The organism is Salmonella sp. SJTUF15570, assembly GCF_043357055.1.
Lineage (GTDB): Bacteria > Pseudomonadota > Gammaproteobacteria > Enterobacterales > Enterobacteriaceae > Salmonella > Salmonella enterica.
In genome coordinates this window covers 108304-131521 of sequence record NZ_JBEUKJ010000004.1, presented here as the reverse complement: position 1 = coordinate 131521, position 23218 = coordinate 108304, and the positions used below count along the sequence as shown (strand labels likewise).

Below are 23218 nucleotides of genomic sequence, written 5' to 3'. Positions count from 1 at the left end.
AATGGCTAAAAAAGGTGTCGTTTTTTTTCATTACATGACCGACGTCGGATTTTAAGTTCCAGCTTGTGTGGAAAAGCGACAATTTTATTAGGCGTTTTGCCGATTATATTGCCAATCAAACGCCGGTTCACCTATGAAAAGGCGTTTACGGTTTCCGTAATCTCGTAAAAGCAGTACAGTGCTGTGTAATAAAATTACAACGATATCCTGGCTAAAGTACCAGGAGATTAACTGAGGAGAATGACATGGCGGTAACGCAAACAGCCCAGGCATGTGACCTGGTCATTTTCGGCGCTAAAGGCGACCTGGCGCGCCGGAAACTGCTGCCTTCCCTGTATCAGCTTGAGAAAGCCGGCCAGATCCATCCGGATACCCGGATCATTGGGGTGGGGCGCGCGGACTGGGATAAAGAAGCTTATACCCACGTCGTGCGTGAGGCGCTGGAAACCTTCATGAAGGAAAAAATTGATGAAGGCTTGTGGGATACGCTGAGCGGCCGTCTGGATTTTTGTAATCTTGACGTTAACGATACGCCTGCGTTCAGTCGCCTGGGCGATATGCTGGATCAAAAAAACCGTACCACCATTAACTATTTTGCGATGCCGCCCAGCACGTTTGGCGCTATTTGCAAAGGGTTAGGGGAGGCTAAACTCAACGCCAAACCGGCGCGCGTTGTGATGGAGAAACCGTTGGGTACTTCGCTGGCGACCTCGCGTGAGATTAACGATCGGGTCGGCGAATACTTTGAAGAGTGCCAGGTGTATCGTATCGACCACTATCTGGGCAAAGAAACGGTTCTCAACCTGCTGGCGCTGCGTTTTGCCAACTCGTTATTCGTTAATAACTGGGATAACCGCACTATCGATCACGTTGAGATTACCGTAGCGGAAGAGGTGGGGATTGAAGGGCGCTGGGGATACTTTGACCAGGCCGGTCAGATGCGCGATATGATCCAGAACCACTTGCTGCAAATTCTCTGCATGATTGCCATGTCACCGCCGTCTGACCTGAGCGCCGACAGTATTCGCGATGAAAAAGTCAAAGTGTTGAAATCGCTGCGCCGTATTGATCGCTCCAACGTGCGTGAAAAAACGGTTCGTGGTCAATACACCGCTGGCTTTGCGCAGGGTCAAAAGGTGCCGGGCTATCTGGAAGAAGAGGGCGCGAATAAAAGCAGCAACACCGAAACGTTCGTCGCGATCCGCGTCGACATCGATAACTGGCGTTGGGCGGGCGTGCCATTCTATCTGCGCACCGGCAAGCGTCTGCCAACCAAGTGCTCTGAAGTCGTGGTTTATTTCAAGACGCCTGAACTGAACCTCTTTAAAGAGTCCTGGCAAGACCTGCCGCAGAACAAATTGACGATTCGCCTGCAGCCGGATGAAGGCGTAGATATTCAGGTGCTTAACAAAGTACCGGGGCTGGATCATAAGCATAATCTGCAGATCACGAAGCTTGATCTGAGCTACTCCGAGACCTTTAATCAGACGCACCTGGCGGATGCATATGAGCGCCTGCTGCTGGAAACGATGCGTGGCATTCAGGCGCTGTTTGTCCGCCGTGACGAAGTGGAAGAAGCCTGGAAGTGGGTGGACTCCATTACCGAAGCATGGGCGATGGACAACGACGCGCCGAAGCCGTATCAGGCGGGCACCTGGGGACCGGTAGCGTCCGTGGCGATGATTACCCGTGACGGTCGTTCGTGGAATGAGTTTGAGTAAATTTGCCACTCACTCTTAGGTGGTATTTTACCGGTAACATGATCTAACACAGATTGTAGAATCATTTTTGCACTTTTAAGCCTCGTGTGGATTCACCTGCGAGGCTTTTTTTATTACACTGCCTGAAACGATTTTGCCCCATTATCACCGGACATCATGTATTTCACTGTCTTTCCACATTGATGAAACGCATGGTAAACCCGGTAGCCGGACAGATAAATTTCAGGAGCCTCTATGAATCCTAATTTGTTACGCGTAACACAGCGCATTGTCGAACGCTCGCAGCAGACCCGAAAAGCCTATCTTGCCCGCATTGAGCAGGCGAAAACCGCCACGGTCCACCGATCTCAACTGGCCTGCGGCAACCTGGCGCATGGCTTCGCCGCCTGTCAGCCAGAGGACAAAGCCTCGCTGAAAAGTATGTTGCGCAATAATATCGCCATCATTACCTCCTACAATGACATGCTCTCTGCGCATCAACCGTATGAACATTATCCGCAGATTATTCGTCAGGCCCTGCATTCCGTGAATGCGGTAGGTCAGGTCGCAGGCGGCGTACCGGCAATGTGCGATGGCGTTACGCAAGGGCAGGATGGCATGGAGTTGTCATTACTCAGCCGCGAAGTGATAGCGATGTCGGCAGCAGTAGGCCTTTCTCACAATATGTTTGACGGCGCGTTATTCCTCGGCGTATGCGACAAAATCGTTCCGGGGCTGGCGATGGCCGCGCTCTCTTTTGGTCATTTACCCGCGATTTTTGTTCCGTCAGGCCCGATGGCGAGCGGCCTGCCGAATAAAGAAAAAGTCCGTATTCGTCAGCTATATGCGGAAGGAAAAGTAGACAGAATGGCGCTGCTGGAGTCAGAAGCCGCCTCTTACCATGCGCCGGGCACCTGTACATTTTACGGCACCGCCAACACCAACCAGATGGTGGTGGAGTTTATGGGAATGCAGTTGCCGGGTTCTTCGTTTGTGCATCCGGATGCGCCGCTGCGCGAGGCATTGACTGCCGCTGCCGCACGTCAGGTAACACGTCTTACCGGCAACGGCAATACGTGGATGCCGCTCGGTAAAATGATCGACGAAAAAGTCGTGGTGAACGGCATTGTCGCGCTGCTGGCTACCGGCGGCTCCACCAACCACACCATGCATCTGGTTGCAATGGCGCGCGCGGCGGGCATTCTGATCAACTGGGATGACTTCTCGGATTTGTCGGAAGTGGTTCCGTTGATGGCGCGTCTGTACCCGAACGGTCCGGCGGACATTAACCACTTCCAGGCGGCGGGCGGCGTACCGGTATTGATGCGTGAGCTGCTCAATGCCGGATTGCTGCACGAAGACGTTAATACTGTCGCAGGCTTCGGCCTGAAACGCTATACGCTGGAGCCATGGCTCAACAACGGCGAGCTGGACTGGCGTGAAGGCGCGGAAAGGTCACTGGATAACGATGTCATTGCCTCTTTTGATAAGCCGTTCTCTCCTCACGGCGGTACTAAGGTGCTAAGCGGTAATCTGGGGCGCGCAGTAATGAAGACGTCTGCGGTACCGGTTGAAAACCAGATCATTGAAGCGCCTGCCATGGTATTTGAAAGTCAGCATGATGTGCTGCCTGCGTTTGACGCGGGCCTGCTTGACCGGGATTGTGTTGTTGTCGTGCGTCATCAGGGACCAAAAGCGAATGGAATGCCAGAATTACATAAACTCATGCCGCCACTTGGTGTATTATTGGACCGCCGTTTCAAAATCGCGTTAGTTACTGATGGACGACTTTCAGGCGCTTCGGGTAAAGTGCCTTCAGCTATCCACGTAACGCCGGAAGCCTACGATGGCGGCTTACTGGCAAAAGTGCGCGATGGCGACATCATTCGCGTGAATGGGCAGACAGGTGAGTTAACTCTGCTGGTCGACGAGGCGGAACTTGCCGCTCGTCAGCCTCATATTCCGGACCTGAGCGCGTCGCGCGTCGGAACGGGGCGTGAGTTGTTTGGCGCGCTGCGCGAAAAGCTGTCGGGTGCGGAGCAGGGCGCAACCTGTATCACTTTTTAAGATGACACACTAGTAATCAGGCGAGAGAAGAATTCCGATGAAAAACTGGAAAACAAGTGCAGAAGCAATCCTGACCACCGGCCCGGTTGTCCCGGTCATTGTAGTCAATAAACTGGAGCACGCGGTGCCGATGGCTAAAGCGCTGGTGGCCGGGGGCGTTCGCGTTCTGGAAGTGACTTTACGTACGGCCTGCGCGATGGATGCTATTCGCGCTATCGCTAAAGACGTGCCGGAAGCGATTGTCGGCGCCGGAACCGTTCTCAATCCGCAGCAGTTGGCGGAGGTGACGGAAGCGGGCGCGCAATTTGCGATTAGCCCGGGACTGACTGAGCCACTGCTGAAAGCCGCGACGGCAGGCACTATCCCATTGATTCCCGGTATTAGCACCGTTTCTGAACTGATGTTGGGCATGGACTATGGTCTGAAAGAGTTCAAATTCTTCCCGGCGGAAGCGAATGGCGGCACTAAAGCGTTGCAGGCGATTGCCGGTCCGTTCTCTCAGGTACGTTTCTGCCCAACCGGCGGCATCTCTCCGGCAAACTATCGTGACTATCTGGCGCTGAAAAGCGTGTTGTGCATCGGCGGTTCCTGGCTGGTGCCGGCCGACGCGCTGGAAGCGGGTGATTACGATCGCATCACCAAACTGGCGCGCGAAGCGGTAGAAGGCGCGAAGCAGTAAGCCGTTAAATGCCCGATGGCGCTCGCTTATCGGGCTTACGAGTGGCGATCAGGCAGGTCTGATAAAAATGCGCTAACGTCGCCATCAGGCGATGGCGCATTAGCCTTTTACCGTCACGCGGCTGGCGGCCTTTTTCGCTCTTATCACCGCTTCTTCAACGTTTTCACCTGTCGCTAACGCTACACCAAGACGACGAGTGCCGTCGATCTCAGGCTTACCAAACAGCCGTAGCTGTACTCCGGCTCCTACCGCCGCGTGTACATTATCAAACGTCACATTTTGACTGGTAAGCTGCGGCAGAATCACGGCCGAGGCAGCGGGACCATACTGGCGAATAGCGCCTACGGGCATTCCCAGAAAGGCGCGCACATGCAGCGCAAACTCAGAGAGATCCTGAGAAATCAACGTGACCATTCCGGTATCGTGCGGGCGAGGGGAGACTTCGCTGAAAATGACTTCATCGCCACAGACGAAGAGTTCAACGCCGAACAGGCCATGACCGCCTAACGCCAGTACCACATGACGGGCAATCTCTTGCGCCCGCTTCAGCGCCAGTTCGCTCATCTGCTGTGGCTGCCAGGATTCGCGATAGTCACCATCTTGCTGACGATGACCGACCGGCGCGCAGAAATGCACGCCATCGACGGCGCTAACGGTGAGCAGCGTAATTTCAAAATCAAATTTAACCACGCCTTCCACAATCACGCGACCCGCGCCAGCGCGTCCGCCCTGTTGAGCATACTCCCATGCCTGCGCGAGCTGTTCGGCCGAGCGGATAAAGCTCTGGCCTTTGCCGGAAGAGCTCATGACCGGTTTGACGATGCAAGGAAAACCCACTGCGGCTACCGCATCATGAAAACTGGCCTCACTGTCGGCAAAGCGATACGTCGATGTCGGCAGACCTAATTCTTCTGCGGCCAGGCGACGGATCCCTTCGCGGTTCATCGTGAGCTGCGTTGCACGGGCGCAAGGCACGACATTCAGCCCTTCGCCCTCCAGCTCGCGCAGCGTATCGGTGGCGATCGCTTCTATTTCCGGCACGATATAATGCGGTTTTTCCTCTGTAATCACATGACGTAGCGCCTCGCCGTCCAGCATATTAATGACGTGTGAACGGTGAGCCACATGCATGGCGGGAGCATCAGGATAGCGATCGACGGCGATAACCTCGATCCCCAGGCGTTGGCATTCAATCGCCACCTCTTTTCCCAATTCACCTGCCCCTAATAACATCACCCGCGTTGCTGCCGGACGCAGCGCAGTGCCTAATAGCGTCATATTTCTGTCCCCTTATTTACCTGCGCGCAGTATATACGAAAACGTTTGCGCATGTCTTTTCGAATAGATTGCTTTTCTTGCCGTTTTGCAATATACTGTATATAAGCACAGGTAAATAAGGGGCTGCAAAATGGCGGTTGAAGTTAAATACGTAGTCATTCGCGAGGGTGAGGAGAAGATGTCATTTACCAGTAAAAAGGAAGCCGACGCCTGGGACAAAATGCTCGATACTGCCGATCTTCTTGATACCTGGCTTGAGCAGTCGCCAGTCGTGCTGGAAGATGGGCAGCGCGAGGCGTTGTCGCTGTGGCTGGCGGAACATAAAGAGGTGTTAAGCACGATCCTCAAAACCGGTAAGTTGCCTTCTCCGCAGGCGGTTGAAAAGGACGCCGCGAGTAAAACGAAAAAGCAAGCCGCCTGAACCCACACTTGCGCTCCCGGCGTTTTGTACCATGCTTTTCCTGAATCATTGTGCTAAGGAGAAAAGTATGAATAAAAGAGGAGCGTTGTTGAGCCTGCTGTTGTTATCCGCCAGCGTATCGGCATTTGCGGCATCCACCGAGAGTAAATCGGTTAAGTTTCCGCAGTGCGAAGGGCTGGATGCCGCCGGGATTGCGGCAAGCGTGAAGCGCGACTACCAGCAAAATCGTATCGTGCGGTGGGCAGACGACCAAAAAAAGGTCGGGCAGGCTGACCCGGTCGCGTGGGTTAATGTGCAGGACGTTGTGGGTCAAAATGATAAATGGACAGTTCCGCTAACTGTTCGCGGTAAAAGCGCCGATATTCATTATCAGGTCATCGTTGATTGCAAAGCCGGCAAGGCGGAATATAAGCCCCGCTAGCAGCGTAATTTGCGCTTCTTTTGCCGGAACAGACAATTCCTGACATCCCCTCAGGTACGCTTGACCATTATTGGTCTGTATTTGAGGGGTACTATGGCTAACTGGTTGAACCAATTACAATCACTTCTTGGGCAAAAAGGCGCTTCCGCATCGCCTTCCGGTGAACAGGGGTTAAATAAACTGCTGGTTCCCGGCGCGCTGGGCGGTCTGGCTGGACTGTTGGTCGCCAATAAGTCTTCGCGCAAATTATTAACTAAATACGGTACTGGCGCTTTGCTGGTGGGCGGCGGCGCGGTAGCGGGTTCCGTATTGTGGAATAAGTACAAAGATAAAGTACGCGCTGCGCATCAGGGGGAGCCGCAATTCGGCAGCCAAAGTACGCCGCTGGATGTTCGCACTGAGCGACTGATCCTGGCACTGGTTTTTGCTGCAAAAAGCGATGGGCATATTGATGCCAAAGAACGCGCGGCGATTGAGCACCAACTGCGAGAATCAGGCGTGGAAGAGCAAGGGCGTGTGTTTATCGAAAAAGCTATTGAGCAGCCGCTTGATCCACAACGTCTGGCACAGGGCATTCGCAATGAAGAAGAAGCTCTGGAAATCTACTTCCTGAGCTGCGCCGCCATTGATATTGACCACTTTATGGAACGTAGCTATCTGAATGCGTTAGGAGACGCACTAAAAATTCCTCAGGAGGTTCGGGACGGTATCGAGCAGGACTTGCAGCAGCAAAAACAGGCGCTACCAGGCTGATAACCTGCCATTAAGTAACATGTTTCGCTTGCATCATGCGTGTCTTTTGCCACCCTTATAGGATGGATAGTTTACGTCATTCATGTTGCAGGATAGCGGCGAAGCAGTGACATCTCAGGCGTTTACCGAGGTGAGCGACCGGGACTACCATGCTACGCCGCTGTGTTTGCCGCGTGATATATAACAAATATTAACGCAAAAGAAAAAACGACATGTTGCCAAAAGCCAATCGAATTCCCTATGCCATGACCGTACATGGCGATACGCGCATTGATAATTATTACTGGCTGCGAGATGACACTCGCTCGCAGCCGGAAGTCCTTGATTACCTGCATCAGGAAAATGAGTATGGCCGGAAGGTCATGACCTCTCAGCAGGCGTTACAGGACCGCATTCTAAAAGAAATTATCGATCGCATCCCGCCCAGAGAAGTTTCCGCTCCGTATGTGAAAAATGGCTATCGCTACCGTTATATCTATGAACCCGGCTGCGAATATGCCATCTATCAACGACAATCGGCGTTAAGCGAAGAGTGGGATGTGTGGGAAACCTTGCTCGATGCGAACCAACGGGCCGCGCACAGCGAATTTTATACGCTCGGTGGACTTGCCATTACGCCGGATAATACCATCATGGCGCTGGCAGAAGATTATTTATCCCGTCGTCAGTATGGGTTGCGTTTTCGTAACCTCGAAAGCGGTAACTGGTATCCGGAACTGCTGGATAACGTTGCGCCTGAATTTGTCTGGGCCAATGATTCCCTGACCCTTTACTATGTGCGTAAGCATAAGAAGACGCTGCTGCCCTATCAGGTTTGGCGGCACACGATTGGCACTCCGTCATCGCAAGATGAACTGGTATATGAAGAGAAAGACGACACCTTTTATGTCAGCCTGCATAAAACCACTTCGCAGCATTATGTGGTAATTCATCTTGCCAGCGCCACCACTAGCGAAGTGCTATTACTTGACGCGGAACTGGCCGATGCCGAGCCGTTTTCATTTTTACCGCGCCGCAAAGACCATGAATATAGTCTCGATCACTATCAACATAAGTTTTACCTGCGCTCTAACCGAAACGGTAAAAACTTTGGGTTGTACCGTACCCGCGTGCGCAATGAAAACTCCTGGGAAGAGCTGATCCCTCCGCGCGAGCATATTATGCTGGAAGGGTTTACCCTGTTTACCGACTGGTTAGTGGTCGAAGAGCGTCAACGGGGGCTTACCAGCCTGCGGCAAATTAACCGTAAAACCCGTGAAGTGATAGGCATCGCCTTTGACGATCCGGCTTACGTGACGTGGCTTGCCTATAATCCCGAACCTGAGACCTCCCGGCTGCGTTACGGCTATTCTTCAATGACGACGCCAGATACCTTGTTTGAACTGGATATGGATACCGGAGAACGACGGGTACTTAAACAGACGGAAGTGCCTGGGTTTGATTCTGGCTGTTATCAGAGCGAACACCTGTGGATCACTGCACGCGACGGCGTCGAAGTGCCGGTATCGCTGGTTTATCATCAGAAGTATTTTCGTAAAGGGCAAAATCCGCTTCTGGTTTACGGCTACGGATCTTACGGTTCCAGTATTGACGCCGACTTCAGCAGCAGCCGACTGAGCTTGCTGGATCGTGGCTTTGTTTACGCAATCGTACACGTTCGCGGCGGCGGTGAGCTGGGGCAGCAGTGGTATGAAGATGGCAAATTCCTCAAAAAGCGGAATACTTTTAATGACTATCTTGATGCCTGCGATGCCTTATTAAAACTGGGTTACGGTTCACCGTCGCTGTGTTATGGGATGGGCGGGAGCGCGGGCGGAATGCTAATGGGCGTCGCTATCAACGAACGCCCCGAGCTTTTCCACGGCGTTATTGCCCAGGTACCCTTTGTTGATGTATTAACCACGATGCTGGATGAGTCGATCCCACTAACGACAGGAGAGTTTGAAGAGTGGGGGAACCCGCAGGATATTGAATATTATGACTATATGAAAAGCTATAGTCCTTATGACAATGTCAAAGCGCAGGACTATCCGCACCTGCTGGTGACGACAGGATTGCACGATTCCCAGGTGCAATACTGGGAGCCGGCGAAGTGGGTGGCAAAATTACGCGAGCTAAAAACGGACCAACGTCTGCTGCTGTTATGTACGGATATGGACTCCGGGCACGGTGGTAAGTCGGGGCGGTTTAAATCCTACGAAGGCGTCGCGCTGGAGTTCGCCTTTTTAATCGGCCTGGCGCAGGGAACCTTACATAGCGCATAGACGCGCGCCCGCAACGGCTTGTAAGCGTCGCGGGTTATTGTGGTGTTCCATTGCTGCGTTGCTCGCCAGCCTGAACATCTTCCAGGTAGTGTTTAAGCGTCAGGCGAAGTTCCGGGCTCATATTATCAAGGTTATTAAAAAGCCAGCGTAAATAGCCCGGATCGCGTTTTGCGACTTCAGATACCGCCTTACCGCGGTATTTACCGAACGGGAAAGTGGTTAACAGCGCAGGACGGCCCGTGATATTGACCATTTCTTCCGCGGTCCAGCCGGTGGTTTGCATAATATCAATCAGCAAGGCGGCGGTGATATAGCAATCATAAAGCGCCCGGTGATGGTGCAGCCCCGGCGGCGTTTGTACGCTTAGTTTGCGCGATTTATAGAGCGCCATATTGCTGTATTTTATTCCCGGCCACAGGCGTCGCGACAACTTCATGGTACAGATCCACTCACCCGGCAATTCAGGTAATACGCGTCTGTCGAAACTGGCATTGTGAGCGACATACCACTCACTACCGTAATAAAGCGGTATGACATCTTCAATCCACGGCTTATCGGCGACCATGGCTTCGGTAATACGGTGTATCGCCATCGCCTGCGGCGTAATAGGGCGATCGGGGCGTATCAGGTGACTCATGGGATTGACAATGTTGCCATCAATGACATCTACAGAGGCTATCTCTACGATCCCGCCCTGCAGCCCGCAGGTTTCCGTGTCTATAATCCGCAACATGATTCATTCCTCACCGAAAGACCTTAGCGTAATGGAATGATATCGCCTTGCCAACCCTCCGTTGTGCGCAGGCCCGTCAGTAATAGCGAACCGCAATCGGCACGAACAATAAGTTGCCCGCTTTCATCCCACAGCGCGCTACTGCCACAGGCATTGGCCATCAGTACGGCCAGCGCATATTTATGCGAAAAACGTTGTAAGCGTGAGGTAGAAGCATGGAGTTCAGGTTCGTTAAGACATTGACTGGTTGTGAATAACGTAAATGAGGGATCTATATCACCACCTTCTGGCTGCTCATCCACCACGTTGATAGCGCTTCGCTGCCTGGCAATACAGGCGCCATGACTTTTGTGAAACATGAGCGGCGACGTTAGCCATGGGGCAAAAATAGCGATGCCTTTTACGAAGCGGCAGTTATGCTCAACAGGCATACCCACAATGATAGTCATATGGTGGGTATCGGCCGCATGAGTGAGCGGCTGTAAAAGCGCCTCGTCAGGCGGGGCGGGCAACGGTTTATTTCTTTCGTCGCAGCCTAATAGCGACAGCGACGGAAAGACCAGCAGTTCGCACTGTTGACGAGCCGCAAGCTCAATATATTCCAGATGATGGGCGACATGCTCCGCCGGCGAGGCGTTCAGGGGCGCATACTGCGCAGCAGCAATTTTCCAGGAGGACATAATGACTTCCTTTTCATAGTCTCTACAGCCATTCTAAAAAGCATAGGTTAAGAATCGCCTTATAATGTAGTCGTCTGCATGTAAGGAAGTGTAACGTTATATAATTTTTATTTAACTTTGGGTTCGTAAGGGAGTCGGGATAGTGATACGGAAGCCAGACGATGGGCAATCAGCCGCTCGCGAAACCAGGCGCGTAGATGCTCTGGCTGCTCACGTTCGACCGCCTCCGCGACAACAGGCATATTGTAGCGCTCTTTAAATGCCACCCCGGCTGCCGCCAGGTCCACATTGACTTTATCCATTTCCGCTTGTTCAAGCTGAGCCAGATTCGTTTTCATACGCGTCTCCTTTTTTGTTGCCGCCAGAAGGTACTAAGAGTCCGCGGTAATGGCAAGGTGGAAATGATGATCCTCGACTCATTGATTGTTGAAGGTTATTCTTTGTAACGTAGGCATAACAAAAAGGAATAGTGAATATGGCTTCTTCTGCACCATCGCGACGTTTAGCTTTACTGTTGCTGGCATCGACATTTGCGACGCCAGCGGCCTGGGCACATGCGCACCTGACGCATCAGTATCCAGCGGCGAATGCTGCCGTTACGGCCTCGCCACAGGCGCTGACCTTGAATTTTTCTGAAGGGATTGAGCCAGGGTTCAGCGGCGCAACCATTACTGGCCCTCAGCAAGAGCTCATCAAAACGCGCCCGGCAAAGCGAAATGAACAGGATAAAACGCAGTTGATTATCCCGCTTGAGCAGCCGTTAAAATCTGGCGCTTACACGGTAGACTGGCACGTTGTGTCGGTGGATGGGCATAAAACAAAAGGGAAATACACCTTCAGCGTGAAATAAATGATGCTGACATTCGTCTGGATAACTCTCCGATTTATTCATTTTGCTAGTTTGATGCTGGTCTACGGCTGCGCGCTTTACGGCGCCTGGCTGGCACCCGCATCAATTCGTCGTTTAATGACGCGTCGATTTTTACATCTGCAACGACATGCCGCCGCCTGGAGCGTTATCAGCGCGGCTTTCATGCTGGCGATTCAGGGCGGACTGATGGGCGGCGGCTGGCCCGATGTTTTTTCCGTCTCGGTGTGGGGCGCGGTACTGCAAACCCGCTTTGGCGCGGTCTGGATATGGCAAATTATCCTCGCGCTGGTCACGCTGGCGGTGGTAATCATTGCGCCGGTAAAAATGCAACGACGGCTTCTTATTCTCACCGTTGCTCAGTTTATCCTGCTGGCAGGCGTTGGACATGCGACGATGCGCGACGGTGTAGCGGGAACATTACAGCAGATTAACCATGCTCTGCATTTACTCTGTGCCGCAGCCTGGTTTGGTGGGCTGTTGCCAGTGGTTTATTGTATGCGCATGGCTCAGGGACGCTGGCGTCAACATGCTATTAGCGCCATGATGCGTTTTTCTCGTTATGGTCACTTTTTTGTGGCGGGCGTATTGCTCACAGGCATTGGCAACACGCTATTTATCACGGGATTTACCGCCATCTGGCAGACCACCTATGGACAGTTGCTTTTGTTAAAATGTGCGCTGGTGGTGCTTATGGTAGCAATTGCGCTGACGAATCGGTATGTTCTCGTACCACGTATGCGACAGGAAAATCCCCGGACTGACCTATGGTTTGTCAGGATGACGCAAATTGAATGGGGAGTTGGAGGCATAGTTCTGGCGATCGTCAGCCTGTTTGCAACCCTCGAACCTTTCTGATGGACTGGCATAACGAATGAAAAAAATACTCCTTCCGGCGCTTCTGCTGGCCACTTCGGGCGTAGCGTTGGCGGCGCCGCAGGTGATTACCGTAAGTCGTTTTGAAGTAGGAAAAGACAAGTGGGCGTTTAATCGGGAAGAGGTCATGTTGACCTGTCGGCCTGGCCAGGCGCTCTATGTGATCAACCCCAGTACGCTGGTGCAGTATCCCTTGAATGCCATTGCCGAACAGCAAGTAGCGGAGGGTAAAACGCGCGCTCAGCCTATTGCCGTCATTCAAATCGATAACCCGGCGAAGCCCGGTGAGAAAATAAGTCTGGCGCCGTTTATCGAACGTGCGCAAAAGCTTTGTGACCCATCCAATAGCTGACTGATTTTTAATAAAAAACCGTAAACCTTCACGAAAAGGCTTACGGTTTTTTTATCTCTGATGACAGACAATACGCCAGGTTTTTTCAATCACCTTCGTCACAAACTGGAAAACCTGGCGTCGTCATCTATTCTTAAAGGGCAAGGCGATTTAGCCTGCATTAATGCCAACTTTTAGCGCACGGCTCTCTCCCAAGAGCCATTTCCCTGGACCGAATACAGGAATCGTATTCGGTCTCTTTTTATTTAGATTATAAATCAATGGGTTATGTATTCCCCCTCGAAATTCCTCGAAATTTCCTCGAATTTCTGTATTTCGGTCTTTTTGGTTATATCACATCCAAATTCAGTTTAACATTTCTTTTACAACAAAATCAGAGCATCACGTAAGCTTTATTATCGCGTTCATCGAGATAGAGTTTCGTGGTGTTCTCTGAGGTGTGGCCCAGTAGTTTTTGAGCGAATTCCTCGCCGAGTTCGTCTTTGTATAGCCGCCCGGGCAGGCTACGGATCTCGTGAAATGTCGGTGGGTTATCACTAAATTTAGCGCCTGAAATTTTTCTGGCTTTTACAAATTTCTTTGTCAGCCCATCCGGGTGAATATTCCCGGTCGGGCTATTTTTCCTGATTCCGGCACTGATCATGAAATCGGTTCTGCTTACCAGTCGGCAGCGATCGATAACCGTCCCGGACGTAACCCTGGCGCCTGAAGTGTCAGGGATCTGCCTGCCAAAATTGAGCGCCCGGGCGCTGATGCCGGATGATCTGGTCATCGTAGAAAGCGCCCCTGAAAAAATCGACACCTTTAGCTGCAAAATGACAGTCCCGCCATCTGGTCATTATAACGGATTTTTCTTCTGCACCTACTGAAGTCCGCCATGGCAGGACGACCATGAATCCGTCGATAACCTTATTGTGAAATTAAGACCAGGGAAAGAGGATGTCCGCCAGACAGACATTATGTGTAAATTTATAAAGGTTTTTTATTATGCCCTTGCATGTTGGAAGCGGATGTCTTCCCGCCACAATTACTAACCTTCGTATTAACTGTATTGCCCAATCTGCAACCCCGCCTGAAATGAGCTTATGGGAAAAAATTAAGGAGTTTTTCTGCTCAACGCACCAGACTGAAGCGCTGGAATGTATCTGGACGATTTGCCACCCTTCGGTCGGAACGACGCGGGAGGATGTAGTCAGCAGATTTGAACAGCTCAGGATGCTCGCGTATGCCGGATACGAGGAAAGCATTCACTCCGGCCGCCACGGGGAAAGCCACTTCTGTATCCTGGATGCAGACAACCAGGAGATATTGTCGGTCACCCTTGATGACGCCGGGAACTATACCGTGAATTGCCAGGGGCACAATGAAACATATCGCTTCACCATGGACATAGAACAGGGAGAGGAATGTACAGAACATGCGGAAGGGGCATCCGGGACACTCCAGGTATCCCCCCTTCCTGATCCGGCGGCTCCACAGACACCAGCAGCGTATGATGCTGTCTGGTCAGAATGGAAGAGGGCTGCGCCAGCAGAAGAGTTACGCGGTCGTGCTGCGACGGTACAGAGAATATGTACTTGCCTGAATAACGGCAGTCGAGAGCTTAATGTGGGAGAGTCAGGCCTTACCGCCTTACCAGACTGTTTACCAACGCATATAACAACATTAGTTATTCCTCATAATAATTATCTGACTAGCCTGCCGACGCTGCCGTCAGGACTGGAGGTGCTTACTGTCGAAGATAACCAACTGACCAGCCTGCCGCCGTTGCCGTCAGGACTGGAGGTGCTTACTGTCGAAGATAACCAACTGACCAGCCTGCCGCCATTGCCGGCAGGACTGGTGGTGCTGACGGTATCAGGTAACCAACTGACCAGTCTGCCGCCGTTGCCGGCAGGACTACAGACGCTGTCGGTAGCAGGTAACCAACTGACCAGCCTGCCGCCGTTGCCGGCAGGACTACAGATGCTGTTGGTAGCACGTAACCAACTGACCAGCCTGCCGCCGTTGCCGGCAGGACTACAGATGCTGTCGGTAGCAGGTAATCAACTGACCAGCCTGCCGCCGTTGCCGGCAGGACTACGGAGGCTGTTGGTAGCAGGTAACCAACTGACCAGCCTGCCGCCGTTGCCGGCAGGACTACAGGTGCTGTCGGTATCAGATAATCAACTGACCAGCCTGCCGCTGTTGCCGGCAGGACTGGAGTTGCTGACGCTCGAGCGCAATCCACAACTGGTGCGCCTGCCGCCGTTGCCGGAAGGACTACAGACGCTGTCGGTTGATGCTAACCCACAGTTGACCCGCCTGCCGGCGCTGCCGTCAGGCCTACAACGGTTGTATGCCCGCAATAACCAACTGACCCGCCTGCCGGAAAGCATCACGGGTCTGTCTTCAGAGGCAAGCGTAAATCTGGAAGGCAATCCTCTGTCTGAACGCACTCTGCAGGCGCTGCGGGAGATCACCAGCGCGCCAGGCTATTCAGGCCCCAGGATACTATTCGATATGGCGGGAGCCTCAGCCCCCCGGGAAGCCCGGGCACTGCACCTGGCGGCCGCTGGCTGGCTGGTGCCTGCCCGGGAGGGCGAACCGGCTCCTGCAGACAGATGGCATATGTTCGGACAGGAAGATAACGCTGCTGCCTTCAGCCTCTTCCTGGACAGACTGAGTGAGACGGAAAACTTCATGAAGGACGCGGGGTTTAAGGCACAGATATCGTCCTGGCTGGTACAACTGGCTGAAGATGAGGCGCTGAGAGCAAAAACCTTTGCCATGGCAACAGAGGCAACAGCAAGCTGCCAGGATCGGGTCACACTTGCTCTGCACCAGATGAAGAACGTACAACTGGTACATGATGCAGAAAAAGGGCAATACGATAACAATCTCGCGGCACTGGTTGCCACGGGGCGTGAGATGTTCCGTCTGGAAAAACTGGAACAGATTGCCCGGGAAAAGGCCGGAACGCTGGCCTTGGCCGATGATGTTGAAGTCTATCTGGCGTATCAGAATAAGCTGAAGAAAGCACTCGGGCTGACCAGCGTGACGGCAGAAATGCGTTTCTTTGGCGTATCCGGCGTGACGGTTTCAGACCTTCAGGCTGCGGAGCTTCAGGTGAAAGCCGCTGAAAAAAGCGAGCTCAGGGAGTGGATACTGCAGTGGGGGCCGTTACACAGCGTGCTGGAGCGCAAAGCGCCGGAACGCGTTAACGCGCTTCGTGAAAAGCAAATATCGGATTATGAGGAAACGTACCGGATGCTGTCTGACACAGAGCTGAGACCGTTTGGGCTTGTCGGTAATACCGATGCAGAGCGCACTATCGGAGCAAGAGCGATGGAGAGCGCGAAAAAGACATTTTTGGATGGCCTGCGACCTCTTGTGGAGGAGATGCTGGGTAGCTATCTAGCGCCTTAACTGAACATGATATTCACCGCGCCAGGCGAATGGGGGACGTTGTACTTCGCCGGGCAGGGGATGCCGCAACAGTGGGCTATGAAGCGAGAAATGCTTTCGCCTCGGTACACCACCCGCTATGAAGACCTGCTTCGTCCTGATGTTCAGGACATCCTGATTGCCTGTGTGGATGGTCTGAAGGGCTTCCCGAGTGCGATAAACAGCGTCTTCCCGCAGACCCATATCCAGCTGTGCATCATTCATATAGTGCGTAACAGCCTGAAATACGTGTCCTGGAAAGACTACAAAGCCGCCACCAGCGGCCTCAGGCCCGGCCGAAGATGCGGTACTGATGGCGATGGATGCGTTCGCGAAAGTCCGGGACGATAAATATCCGCAAATCAGCAAAAGCTGGCGTGCGCACCGGGAAAACCTCAATACGCTCTTCAGTTATCCGCCGGATATCCGCAAGGCCATCTACACGACAAACGCAATCGAATCGCTGAACTGCGTGATCCGTGCCGCGATTAAGAAACGCAAGGTGTTCCCGACGGATGACTCAGTACGAAAAGTTATTTATCTGGCGATCGAGGATGCGTCAAAAAATGGAGTATGCCGATCCAGAACTGGCGGCTGGCGATGAGCCGTTTTATTATCGAGTTCGGTGACCGTCTGAGCGATCACCTTTAATAACTGGGCAGTTACACAGAATTACTGACAGGCTCATTCTTTTGTGTTGCGCCTCTCTGTTTCTATTGTTTTAGATAGCCATAAGAGCTCCGTTGCTGAGAGTTTTAGTCGTGGGGTTTTTTCTTCTGCACCGGGTGGGCGCATTTCATAACTGCAGGACCATCTGCTGAATACTGTATAGCTCTGTATATCGCATGTTGTTGAGGTCAGTGTGCAATTCCTCGGTACTGGCTTGTTCTGTATAGGTCCGGAGATTTCTGGGTAGTGTCCTTGTGGACCTGAACATATGTGTTTGATTGAAAATGGCATCGTGTTTTATCCTTTACGCTGTGAAATGTTGTTTTGTGCTCTTCTGTTGTGATTGGTGATGTGACGGGATCGTCCATGCACCCTTCCTTTTATTGACGGCGTATCAGTCCATTGATGCCATGCTTGCTTAATTTGTCCAGCATCAGCAAGCCGTCGTTTTCTTTCTGCTGCAATTCAAGCAACTTAAACCGTATTTCGTTAAGTAAAGGTTTAATAACTCCGCGCTTGCGAACCACCTTTCTGATAACGTCTTTTTCGAAGTATAAACGGCAGAAGTGATTTTCATAATTCGCCTACACTCTTCACCCAGCGCTGGCAAATCTTCAACGCTGAAAGGCTGGGGAGAAGGGCGTCCAGTTGCTGCACGGAGAGCGAACCAAACGCCCTGATTCCACGCGTTATCAAACTTCATACCGTGGTCATCATCCAGACAAGGCGCTTGAGGTTGCTCATATCTTTTGGGGAAAGAGGTTCGGCGGTGGATACTGGATCCTGGATCGGGAAGTGGGTTCCACTGGTGCCAAATACAGTGGGCTGGTAAACCGGGTGGATACCTCAAATCCTGACAGGCCAGAGCATCAGCCTGATAAAATCGTATTACTGATTTCTAACCAGTGGCACATTAATTGTACCAGCTCAGACTCCAACTGACGGTCTGCTTTAAGCGAGTAGCGGACGTGGCCTGCCCCCAGGAGTAAAAATAAACTTTCTATTGATACATTTAATCAACTTATTTATAACGTTATATTCCAAATGCAAACTTGTTCAATTGGATATGTATGGACATTCAAATCACACATCAAGTTACTGAATTTGATAAAGAAGAACTATTAGCCGGATTAAGAAGCTACAATGCTCAGTTTGTCGATTTTAGTAAAAATGGGCAGCTTGGGGTCTACTGCAGAAACGAAAGCGGCGAAATGGTAGGCGGATTAATTGCTGACAGAAAAGGTCCGTGGCTCTGCATCGACTATCTTTGGGTAAGTGAATCTGCAAGGAGCAACGGTCTGGGTAGTAAACTTATGGAGATGGCCGAAAAAGAAGGTTTGCGGAAAGGCTGTGTTCATGGACTTGTAGATACCTTTAGCTTCCAGGCTCTCCCTTTTTATGAAAAACAGGGTTATATACTTCAAATGTCGCTACCGGACTTTCCTAAAGTAGGTTCGCAAAGGCATTATTTAATTAAGCCTGATTTATAGCTTTGCTGCATTTGAATACCCATAGCCTTATGAAAGCTGCAATCAGGTAGCTTTAAAATATATCGTATTGTTGGCCTGTACACACCATGTTCAGCGTCCGCTTCTGGCACAGGGCGGACAGTCAGATTAGGTTTGGCGCTGTGCCATAGATATGTCAGCTCACATTTGAGCTAATACCCCCTGGCACGGCTAGAGGTACTCAGACAGCCGCTTGTAGGCGGCATGGTACGGATACAAAAACATATAGCGCTGTTATATAAACTGTAAACTGGGCTGTGCGTATAATACGAATCTTTCACTCAGAGAAACCTGCTGACAGCGTTAGTACTCCATTAATTAATTTTATACTAAATCTCTGTGGTATGGCGCAGGCGTTTAGAAGACAGGTCAATTGCGATCTGCTGGCTGGGATTTCGTCGCGCCACTCAAAAATGCGCAGAGTTTTTCACCCGCCGTCAATGGCTCAATGGGCGTTTTTCCGAGGGCGGTCTCAGTCATGACGATGGCAGGACCAATAAGCATGGACCATACTTCGCTCGTGTCTTGCTCAAGCGATGTGAAGGCAAGGAACAGTGTTTTATCTGAAGGAAAGCGGTGCTGAGTATTAAAAAGTTTCAGCCAGGCGCGGGACTGCCGGTCGGCCTGTGCTGATCGCGTGCCGAAGCGGAGTACTCTTTTTAGTATGGCGATACCCACAATGCCTGGCCCCAGAATAAAGGGACTCCCGATGTTTATGGTGACGCCGACCCCGAGAAAAACGAGGGCGAATGACAGCACGTTATCTACTCTTCTGGTAAGAGTACTGTATAGCTTTTCCAGAGAGTACCGGTAAAGAATTTGATAACTGATTTCATCCTTGCTCATACATCTCCAGATGGTTTTCCGATTACGCTCCGGTATGCTCCCGGAATCCTGACAGATTCTGCAATTATGCCACACTTCCTGGAGGGTATTAATTAGATGGAATATAAATAGCAGGCAAATATTTTGAGCTTTTAGTCGATATCGCTTTGAATATCATTTCTCCTGCATCAGGAGATGCTGTTGTCGAGCATCGTGTCAAACGTTGCTGCGTCGGTCGGACTGCACAGGATAACTCTCGTAGTCAGACTCTCATCATGGTCTCAAATGGATAAACCGCAGTCGTAACACGCCGGATGTCACGACTGACGCTATTATTACCCTGGCTTGTTAAAGCGGCATGACCACATTTTCTATATATAATAATTGGTTGTCTTTCGACCAGTATTGTCGAGTTTTTTGGTTTAATTCCACAATCCATTTAAAAACGCCTGCCGTTGCCAGATCGGTACAGTATTTTTCATAGGAATGCTCCCCCGAAAAGTGTTTGGCTGAAGTCAATTTTATTAATTGCGTATTCGGTGTTGAATTGACTTTAATCAGCTTTCTATTGCTTTTAATAGAAATGAAATGGCCTGCATGAGTGATAATTTTCACATTACCGGTAGCAACAAAATAGATGTAATAAGCGATATTATTATATTCCAGATCGATTAGAAATGCGTTGAAATTTGCATCCTTTCTGACGCGCTCGAAAAAGTGGTTAAGCATAAGCTGTAATTCCATTTGTTAACCTATTGTGAGTTATAATGTTATATGTTGTGTTAGAGTATTGTTGCTTAAAAGCGGCTATACAAAGATGTTACCTAAAAGCAATAATAATCGACTGGTATCATATAGTTTACGTTATGATTGGAATAGTGTTGCAATTGTTACTGATTATTTCTCGTAGCGCGTTTTTTTGACCACTAATAGATGCGTCAATCCATTTCATTTGTAGTTTTTCTGAACGCCATGAAAAGTCATAATATATAAAAATCAGTTAATTAATTGATATTTAGATAAGGATTACAGTGGCGGAGAGGTTTGGCGTGGAGACTTTATAGGTTTTGAAAAAGCGGCTAACCTGCAGGCAGGATAACTGACAGTCAGTGTTTGAATGGGGGCAAAATCGTAACAACATCAGCATAAATAATAATATTCATGAATGTTTTTTGTGATGTAGCAGCTGAATTGAAGTGATGTTTTGCCTGTTCAGGATTGTCCCGATAAAAATGTTCCTCGATAAAAGTCGATCACCTTGCGCCGAAAAAAAACAGGCTAAGTGACAGAAGAACAAAATTCATCAGGAAAATAAAATTTATACAGATCAATGAGTAAGAATGGTTGTGGAGAAGGTGGCTATTTTTTGAAAGCAAGAAATATAAATAAAGTGTAGCTATGCATAGTTATCTAAAAGGAGAACTACCGTGACTAATATAACCCTATCCACCCAGCACTACAGAATCCATAGAAGTGACGTTGAACCAGTAAAAGAAAAAACAACGGAGAAGGACATTTTTGCGAAAAGTATTACTGCCGTTAGAAATAGCTTTATCAGCCTGTCGACGAGTCTGTCAGATCGCTTGAGCCTGCATCTGCAAACAGACATACCGACTAGCCATTTTCATCGTGGGAGCGCCTCTGAGGGTAGGGCAGTATTAACCAGTAAAACTGTTAAAGATTTTATGCTGCAAAAGCTCAATAGCCTGGATATCAAAGGTAATGCGAGTAAAGATCCGGCCTATGCTCGTCAGACATGCGAAGCCATGTTATCAGCCGTGTACAGTAATAATAAAGATCACTGTTGTAAATTACTCATCAGTAAAGGGGTCAGTATTACCCCCTTTCTGAAAGAGATAGGAGAGGCTGCGCAGAATGCGGGGCTACCTGGGGAGATAAAAAACGGCGTATTTACTCCAGGTGGGGCAGGGGCGAATCCTTTTGTCGTCCCCCTCATTGCTGCAGCGAGCATTAAATATCCGCATATGTTTATAAATTATAATCAGCAGGTGTCTTTTAAAGCGTATGCTGAGAAAATCGTTATGAAAGAGGTTACGCCGCTGTTTAATAAGGGGACGATGCCGACGCCACAACAATTTCAGCTAACTATAGAAAATATCGCGAATAAGTATCTTCAGAATGCCTCCTGAAGATAGCAAACACAATACTGCTATTAACCATATGAATTAATAGCAGATTTTCTGAAAGTATATATTCATTTTTATGGCGACGCTTTTAACAAAACGTCGTCATCTTTATTTTAATATAAAAATCAAATGGATACCCTTAAAACTTAAAATAATTGTTATTACTCTAAATACCGGCATAACCAGACAGCTTTTTTTGTAACGCTGCGTGTTGTTAAGTCTATGATACCCGCGCACGGATGATGTCTCGATAAGGATTAATGGTCTGTTAACTGTCAGGAGAGGTTATGCCGCCTTTAAAAAAAATTGTGCTGCTCCTGTTTGTGGGGGTGATGGTCGCCACGGTAACGACACCTGCATTGGCGCTGGTTTGCCTTGCGTCTCACTCAGCTAAAGAGTGTGCTGAAGCCTGTGGTGTCGATATGTGGTTTATGTTTTTGGCATGCTTTTAAGGAGGAAGAATATTGAACGTGAACAGGCGATAGTGAGTAGCTGGCTGCGCCAGGGGATAATACTCCCCTGGCGCAGCCAGTTATATTTTATTGCGGTGATAACAAAGCATTTACTCACTACTGATGAAATTCGCTATTTACAACAGAGCACGTTTACTAAGCAAAAAAAATCTGCATACGCTATCTTTTTATATCTGTCCTGGGTAATGAACGACAGGAAAAACATGATGCGGCCTGAAGAGATTTATCAGCGAATAGAGGCAAAGAATTGGCGGCATGTCTGGGTGGTCGGCGATATTCACGGCTGTTTTTCAATGTTAATGAAAAGGTTACGTGAGTGTCGATTTGATCCGCAACAAGACCTGTTAGTTTCTGTGGGCGATATCATTGATAGAGGCCCGGACAGCCTGGGGTGCCTGGCTTTACTGCGTGAGTCCTGGATGACGGCGGTTCGCGGCAATCATGAACAAATGGCGCTGGATGCGCGGGCCTCATCGCAGTCGACGCTGTGGTTGATGAATGGTGGCGACTGGTTTACCCGCCTGACGGCTGAACACGCTGCGCAAGCTGAAGCGCTTTTTATTCTTTGTCAGCGGCTGCCCTGGATACTGGAAGTTCGCTGCCGCCATAGCACGCATGTGATCGCTCATGCAGATTATCCAGCATCAACCTATCAATGGCAAAAAAAGGTCGATTTACATCAGGTTCTCTGGAGCCGCGAACGACTCATAAATAAGCGCGGCGGGATTAGCGGTGCCGATCATTTTTGGTTTGGCCATACGCCGTTGCGTCGGCGCATGGATTTCGCCAACGTACACTATATTGATACGGGCGCGGTATTTGGCGGGCAATTGACGTTAGCGCGGATACAATAGCGGTATCAGCGACCAGGGTTAAAAATCGCTATATTGCTGCGCAGGTCGCCAGAAGCCGTCGATAAAATCCTCTACCGGAAAACAGCCGCCATGGCGAATCCGTTGATCGTCCATCGAATAAAGACACTGCTGCTCGGTATCGTAGATGTCCACGACAATATCCTCGCATCCTCCATCCAGGTAACATACAAAAAGTACCAGCGCGAACATTACATCCTCAATGT

At 50.4% G+C, this 23218-nt stretch carries 24 protein-coding genes and 3 pseudogenes; 17 read left to right on the top strand and 10 right to left on the bottom strand.

All coding sequences use genetic code 11. The features are described 5' to 3' along the window. Positions 1-245: 245 nt before the first annotated feature. The 3 genes from zwf (at position 246) to kdgA (ending at position 4446) form a co-directional block, all read left to right on the top strand. Entirely contained in the window at positions 246-1721 is a 1476-nt protein-coding gene (zwf, locus tag ABVN44_RS09370) for a glucose-6-phosphate dehydrogenase (protein ID WP_000301711.1), read from the top strand. A 234-nt stretch (positions 1722-1955) separates the two neighbouring features. After that, a complete protein-coding gene (gene edd / locus ABVN44_RS09365; protein WP_001069124.1) occupies positions 1956-3767 on the top strand; it encodes a phosphogluconate dehydratase in 1812 nt (603 codons plus the stop codon). Between the two features lie 37 nt (positions 3768-3804). Then, positions 3805-4446 carry a bifunctional 4-hydroxy-2-oxoglutarate aldolase/2-dehydro-3-deoxy-phosphogluconate aldolase gene (gene kdgA / locus ABVN44_RS09360; RefSeq protein ID WP_000800494.1) on the top strand — a complete coding sequence of 214 codons (642 nt, stop codon included), beginning with the start codon at positions 3805-3807 and terminating at the stop codon, positions 4444-4446. A 99-nt stretch (positions 4447-4545) separates the two neighbouring features. On the opposite strand, the gene purT is transcribed toward kdgA, so the two are convergent. After that, positions 4546-5724 carry a formate-dependent phosphoribosylglycinamide formyltransferase gene (gene purT, locus ABVN44_RS09355; protein ID WP_023232544.1) on the bottom strand — a complete coding sequence of 393 codons (1179 nt, stop codon included), beginning with the start codon at positions 5722-5724 and terminating at the stop codon, positions 4546-4548. A 130-nt stretch (positions 5725-5854) separates the two neighbouring features. Here purT and yebG point away from each other — a divergent pair, with 130 nt between their 5' ends. From yebG to ptrB, 4 genes are all read left to right on the top strand, one after another. Beyond that, positions 5855-6145: a DNA damage-inducible protein YebG gene (gene yebG / locus ABVN44_RS09350; RefSeq protein ID WP_000257723.1), complete on the top strand. Its 291-nt coding sequence runs from the start codon at positions 5855-5857 to the stop codon at positions 6143-6145. Positions 6146-6212: 67 nt separating this feature from the next. Next, positions 6213-6566, top strand: a complete 354-nt coding sequence (gene yebF, locus ABVN44_RS09345; protein ID WP_001042123.1) for a protein YebF — start codon at positions 6213-6215, stop codon at positions 6564-6566. A 93-nt stretch (positions 6567-6659) separates the two neighbouring features. Beyond that, positions 6660-7319 carry a tellurite resistance TerB family protein gene (locus tag ABVN44_RS09340; protein WP_000024706.1) on the top strand — a complete coding sequence of 220 codons (660 nt, stop codon included), beginning with the start codon at positions 6660-6662 and terminating at the stop codon, positions 7317-7319. Positions 7320-7531: 212 nt separating this feature from the next. Next, positions 7532-9583, top strand: coding sequence for an oligopeptidase B (gene ptrB, locus ABVN44_RS09335; RefSeq protein WP_048348801.1), 2052 nt, complete (start codon positions 7532-7534; stop codon positions 9581-9583). Between the two features lie 34 nt (positions 9584-9617). Here the strand turns inward: ptrB and exoX are convergent, their stop codons facing one another. The 3 genes from exoX to ABVN44_RS09320 form a co-directional block, all read right to left on the bottom strand. Further along, positions 9618-10316, bottom strand: coding sequence for an exodeoxyribonuclease X (exoX, locus tag ABVN44_RS09330; RefSeq protein ID WP_000944278.1), 699 nt, complete (start codon positions 10314-10316; stop codon positions 9618-9620). Positions 10317-10339: 23 nt separating this feature from the next. Next, positions 10340-10996 (bottom strand): carbon-nitrogen hydrolase family protein, encoded by a 657-nt coding sequence (locus ABVN44_RS09325; RefSeq protein WP_000100249.1) that lies wholly within the window; start codon positions 10994-10996, stop codon positions 10340-10342. 107 nt (positions 10997-11103) lie between these two features. After that, positions 11104-11334, bottom strand: a complete 231-nt coding sequence (locus ABVN44_RS09320) for a DNA polymerase III subunit theta (RefSeq protein WP_000856224.1) — start codon at positions 11332-11334, stop codon at positions 11104-11106. A gap of 137 nt (positions 11335-11471) precedes the next feature. Here ABVN44_RS09320 and yobA point away from each other — a divergent pair, with 137 nt between their 5' ends. From yobA to ABVN44_RS09305, 3 genes are read left to right on the top strand one after another with little or no spacing between them, the layout of a single operon-like run. Then, a complete protein-coding gene (gene yobA, locus ABVN44_RS09315) occupies positions 11472-11846 on the top strand; it encodes a CopC domain-containing protein YobA (protein ID WP_000168393.1) in 375 nt (124 codons plus the stop codon). Continuing rightward, complete coding sequence (gene copD, locus ABVN44_RS09310) at positions 11847-12722, top strand: copper homeostasis membrane protein CopD (protein ID WP_072103686.1); 876 nt, start codon at positions 11847-11849, stop codon at positions 12720-12722. A 16-nt stretch (positions 12723-12738) separates the two neighbouring features. After that, positions 12739-13092, top strand: a complete 354-nt coding sequence (locus ABVN44_RS09305) for a YebY family protein (protein WP_023232537.1) — start codon at positions 12739-12741, stop codon at positions 13090-13092. Between the two features lie 373 nt (positions 13093-13465). Here the strand turns inward: ABVN44_RS09305 and ABVN44_RS09300 are convergent. Next, a pseudogene (locus tag ABVN44_RS09300) lies at positions 13466-13818 on the bottom strand (tyrosine-type recombinase/integrase); the annotation flags it as partial. A gap of 261 nt (positions 13819-14079) precedes the next feature. On the opposite strand from ABVN44_RS09300, the gene sspH3 reads away from it, so the two are divergent. The 3 genes and pseudogenes from sspH3 to ABVN44_RS09285 form a co-directional block, all read left to right on the top strand. Further along, positions 14080-16500, top strand: a complete 2421-nt coding sequence (gene sspH3 / locus ABVN44_RS09295) for a type III secretion system effector SspH3 (protein WP_048348800.1) — start codon at positions 14080-14082, stop codon at positions 16498-16500. A 33-nt stretch (positions 16501-16533) separates the two neighbouring features. Continuing rightward, a pseudogene (locus ABVN44_RS09290) lies at positions 16534-16635 on the top strand (DUF4113 domain-containing protein); the annotation flags it as partial. 6 nt (positions 16636-16641) lie between these two features. Beyond that, positions 16642-17169 (top strand): annotated as a pseudogene (locus ABVN44_RS09285) (transposase); the annotation flags it as partial. A 145-nt stretch (positions 17170-17314) separates the two neighbouring features. Here ABVN44_RS09285 and ABVN44_RS09280 read toward each other — a convergent pair. Together ABVN44_RS09280 and ABVN44_RS09275 are read right to left on the bottom strand one after the other, a co-directional pair. Then, positions 17315-17455 (bottom strand): hypothetical protein, encoded by a 141-nt coding sequence (locus ABVN44_RS09280; protein ID WP_048348799.1) that lies wholly within the window; start codon positions 17453-17455, stop codon positions 17315-17317. A gap of 165 nt (positions 17456-17620) precedes the next feature. Beyond that, the gene (locus ABVN44_RS09275; RefSeq protein WP_077248370.1) at positions 17621-17890 is read right to left on the bottom strand and encodes a hypothetical protein; all 270 of its coding nucleotides are present in this window, start codon (positions 17888-17890) and stop codon (positions 17621-17623) included. A 367-nt stretch (positions 17891-18257) separates the two neighbouring features. Between ABVN44_RS09275 and ABVN44_RS09270 the strand changes: the two genes are divergently transcribed. Then, the gene (locus ABVN44_RS09270) at positions 18258-18677 is read left to right on the top strand and encodes a GNAT family N-acetyltransferase (protein ID WP_023232533.1); all 420 of its coding nucleotides are present in this window, start codon (positions 18258-18260) and stop codon (positions 18675-18677) included. A 387-nt stretch (positions 18678-19064) separates the two neighbouring features. Here ABVN44_RS09270 and ABVN44_RS09265 read toward each other — a convergent pair whose 3' ends face one another. Continuing rightward, positions 19065-19541 (bottom strand): hypothetical protein, encoded by a 477-nt coding sequence (locus tag ABVN44_RS09265; protein ID WP_023232532.1) that lies wholly within the window; start codon positions 19539-19541, stop codon positions 19065-19067. 327 nt (positions 19542-19868) lie between these two features. Next, positions 19869-20264: a DUF1398 domain-containing protein gene (locus ABVN44_RS09260; RefSeq protein ID WP_000422887.1), complete on the bottom strand. Its 396-nt coding sequence runs from the start codon at positions 20262-20264 to the stop codon at positions 19869-19871. 683 nt (positions 20265-20947) lie between these two features. Here ABVN44_RS09260 and sopE2 point away from each other — a divergent pair. The 3 genes from sopE2 to pphA all read left to right on the top strand — a co-directional run bounded on the left by sopE2 (position 20948) and on the right by pphA (position 22994). Next, positions 20948-21670 (top strand): SPI-1 type III secretion system guanine nucleotide exchange factor SopE2, encoded by a 723-nt coding sequence (gene sopE2, locus ABVN44_RS09255; RefSeq protein ID WP_023232531.1) that lies wholly within the window; start codon positions 20948-20950, stop codon positions 21668-21670. Between the two features lie 284 nt (positions 21671-21954). Beyond that, complete coding sequence (locus ABVN44_RS09250; RefSeq protein ID WP_023232530.1) at positions 21955-22119, top strand: hypothetical protein; 165 nt, start codon at positions 21955-21957, stop codon at positions 22117-22119. A gap of 224 nt (positions 22120-22343) precedes the next feature. Further along, a complete protein-coding gene (gene pphA, locus ABVN44_RS09245) occupies positions 22344-22994 on the top strand; it encodes a protein-serine/threonine phosphatase (protein ID WP_023226864.1) in 651 nt (216 codons plus the stop codon). Positions 22995-23012: 18 nt separating this feature from the next. On the opposite strand, the gene ABVN44_RS09240 is transcribed toward pphA, so the two are convergent. After that, positions 23013-23204: a YebW family protein gene (locus tag ABVN44_RS09240; protein ID WP_000457838.1), complete on the bottom strand. Its 192-nt coding sequence runs from the start codon at positions 23202-23204 to the stop codon at positions 23013-23015. Between the last annotated feature and the right edge of the window lie 14 nt (positions 23205-23218).

Bases quoted from the DNA above. Each gene is read 5' to 3' on its own strand.
- zwf (WP_000301711.1), top strand. From the start codon at position 246: ATGGCGGTAACGCAAACAGCCCAGGCATGTGACCTGGTCATTTTCGGC.
- edd (WP_001069124.1), top strand. From the start codon at position 1,956: ATGAATCCTAATTTGTTACGCGTAACACAGCGCATTGTCGAACGCTCG.
- kdgA (WP_000800494.1), top strand. From the start codon at position 3,805: ATGAAAAACTGGAAAACAAGTGCAGAAGCAATCCTGACCACCGGCCCG.
- purT (WP_023232544.1), bottom strand. From the start codon at position 5,724: ATGACGCTATTAGGCACTGCGCTGCGTCCGGCAGCAACGCGGGTGATG.
- yebG (WP_000257723.1), top strand. From the start codon at position 5,855: ATGGCGGTTGAAGTTAAATACGTAGTCATTCGCGAGGGTGAGGAGAAG.
- yebF (WP_001042123.1), top strand. From the start codon at position 6,213: ATGAATAAAAGAGGAGCGTTGTTGAGCCTGCTGTTGTTATCCGCCAGC.
- ABVN44_RS09340 (WP_000024706.1), top strand. From the start codon at position 6,660: ATGGCTAACTGGTTGAACCAATTACAATCACTTCTTGGGCAAAAAGGC.
- ptrB (WP_048348801.1), top strand. From the start codon at position 7,532: ATGTTGCCAAAAGCCAATCGAATTCCCTATGCCATGACCGTACATGGC.
- exoX (WP_000944278.1), bottom strand. From the start codon at position 10,316: ATGTTGCGGATTATAGACACGGAAACCTGCGGGCTGCAGGGCGGGATC.
- ABVN44_RS09325 (WP_000100249.1), bottom strand. From the start codon at position 10,996: ATGTCCTCCTGGAAAATTGCTGCTGCGCAGTATGCGCCCCTGAACGCC.
- ABVN44_RS09320 (WP_000856224.1), bottom strand. From the start codon at position 11,334: ATGAAAACGAATCTGGCTCAGCTTGAACAAGCGGAAATGGATAAAGTC.
- yobA (WP_000168393.1), top strand. From the start codon at position 11,472: ATGGCTTCTTCTGCACCATCGCGACGTTTAGCTTTACTGTTGCTGGCA.
- copD (WP_072103686.1), top strand. From the start codon at position 11,847: ATGATGCTGACATTCGTCTGGATAACTCTCCGATTTATTCATTTTGCT.
- ABVN44_RS09305 (WP_023232537.1), top strand. From the start codon at position 12,739: ATGAAAAAAATACTCCTTCCGGCGCTTCTGCTGGCCACTTCGGGCGTA.
- sspH3 (WP_048348800.1), top strand. From the start codon at position 14,080: ATGCCCTTGCATGTTGGAAGCGGATGTCTTCCCGCCACAATTACTAAC.
- ABVN44_RS09280 (WP_048348799.1), bottom strand. From the start codon at position 17,455: ATGTTCAGGTCCACAAGGACACTACCCAGAAATCTCCGGACCTATACA.
- ABVN44_RS09275 (WP_077248370.1), bottom strand. From the start codon at position 17,890: ATGAAGTTTGATAACGCGTGGAATCAGGGCGTTTGGTTCGCTCTCCGT.
- ABVN44_RS09270 (WP_023232533.1), top strand. From the start codon at position 18,258: ATGGACATTCAAATCACACATCAAGTTACTGAATTTGATAAAGAAGAA.
- ABVN44_RS09265 (WP_023232532.1), bottom strand. From the start codon at position 19,541: ATGAGCAAGGATGAAATCAGTTATCAAATTCTTTACCGGTACTCTCTG.
- ABVN44_RS09260 (WP_000422887.1), bottom strand. From the start codon at position 20,264: ATGGAATTACAGCTTATGCTTAACCACTTTTTCGAGCGCGTCAGAAAG.
- ABVN44_RS09250 (WP_023232530.1), top strand. From the start codon at position 21,955: ATGCCGCCTTTAAAAAAAATTGTGCTGCTCCTGTTTGTGGGGGTGATG.
- pphA (WP_023226864.1), top strand. From the start codon at position 22,344: ATGATGCGGCCTGAAGAGATTTATCAGCGAATAGAGGCAAAGAATTGG.
- ABVN44_RS09240 (WP_000457838.1), bottom strand. From the start codon at position 23,204: ATGTTCGCGCTGGTACTTTTTGTATGTTACCTGGATGGAGGATGCGAG.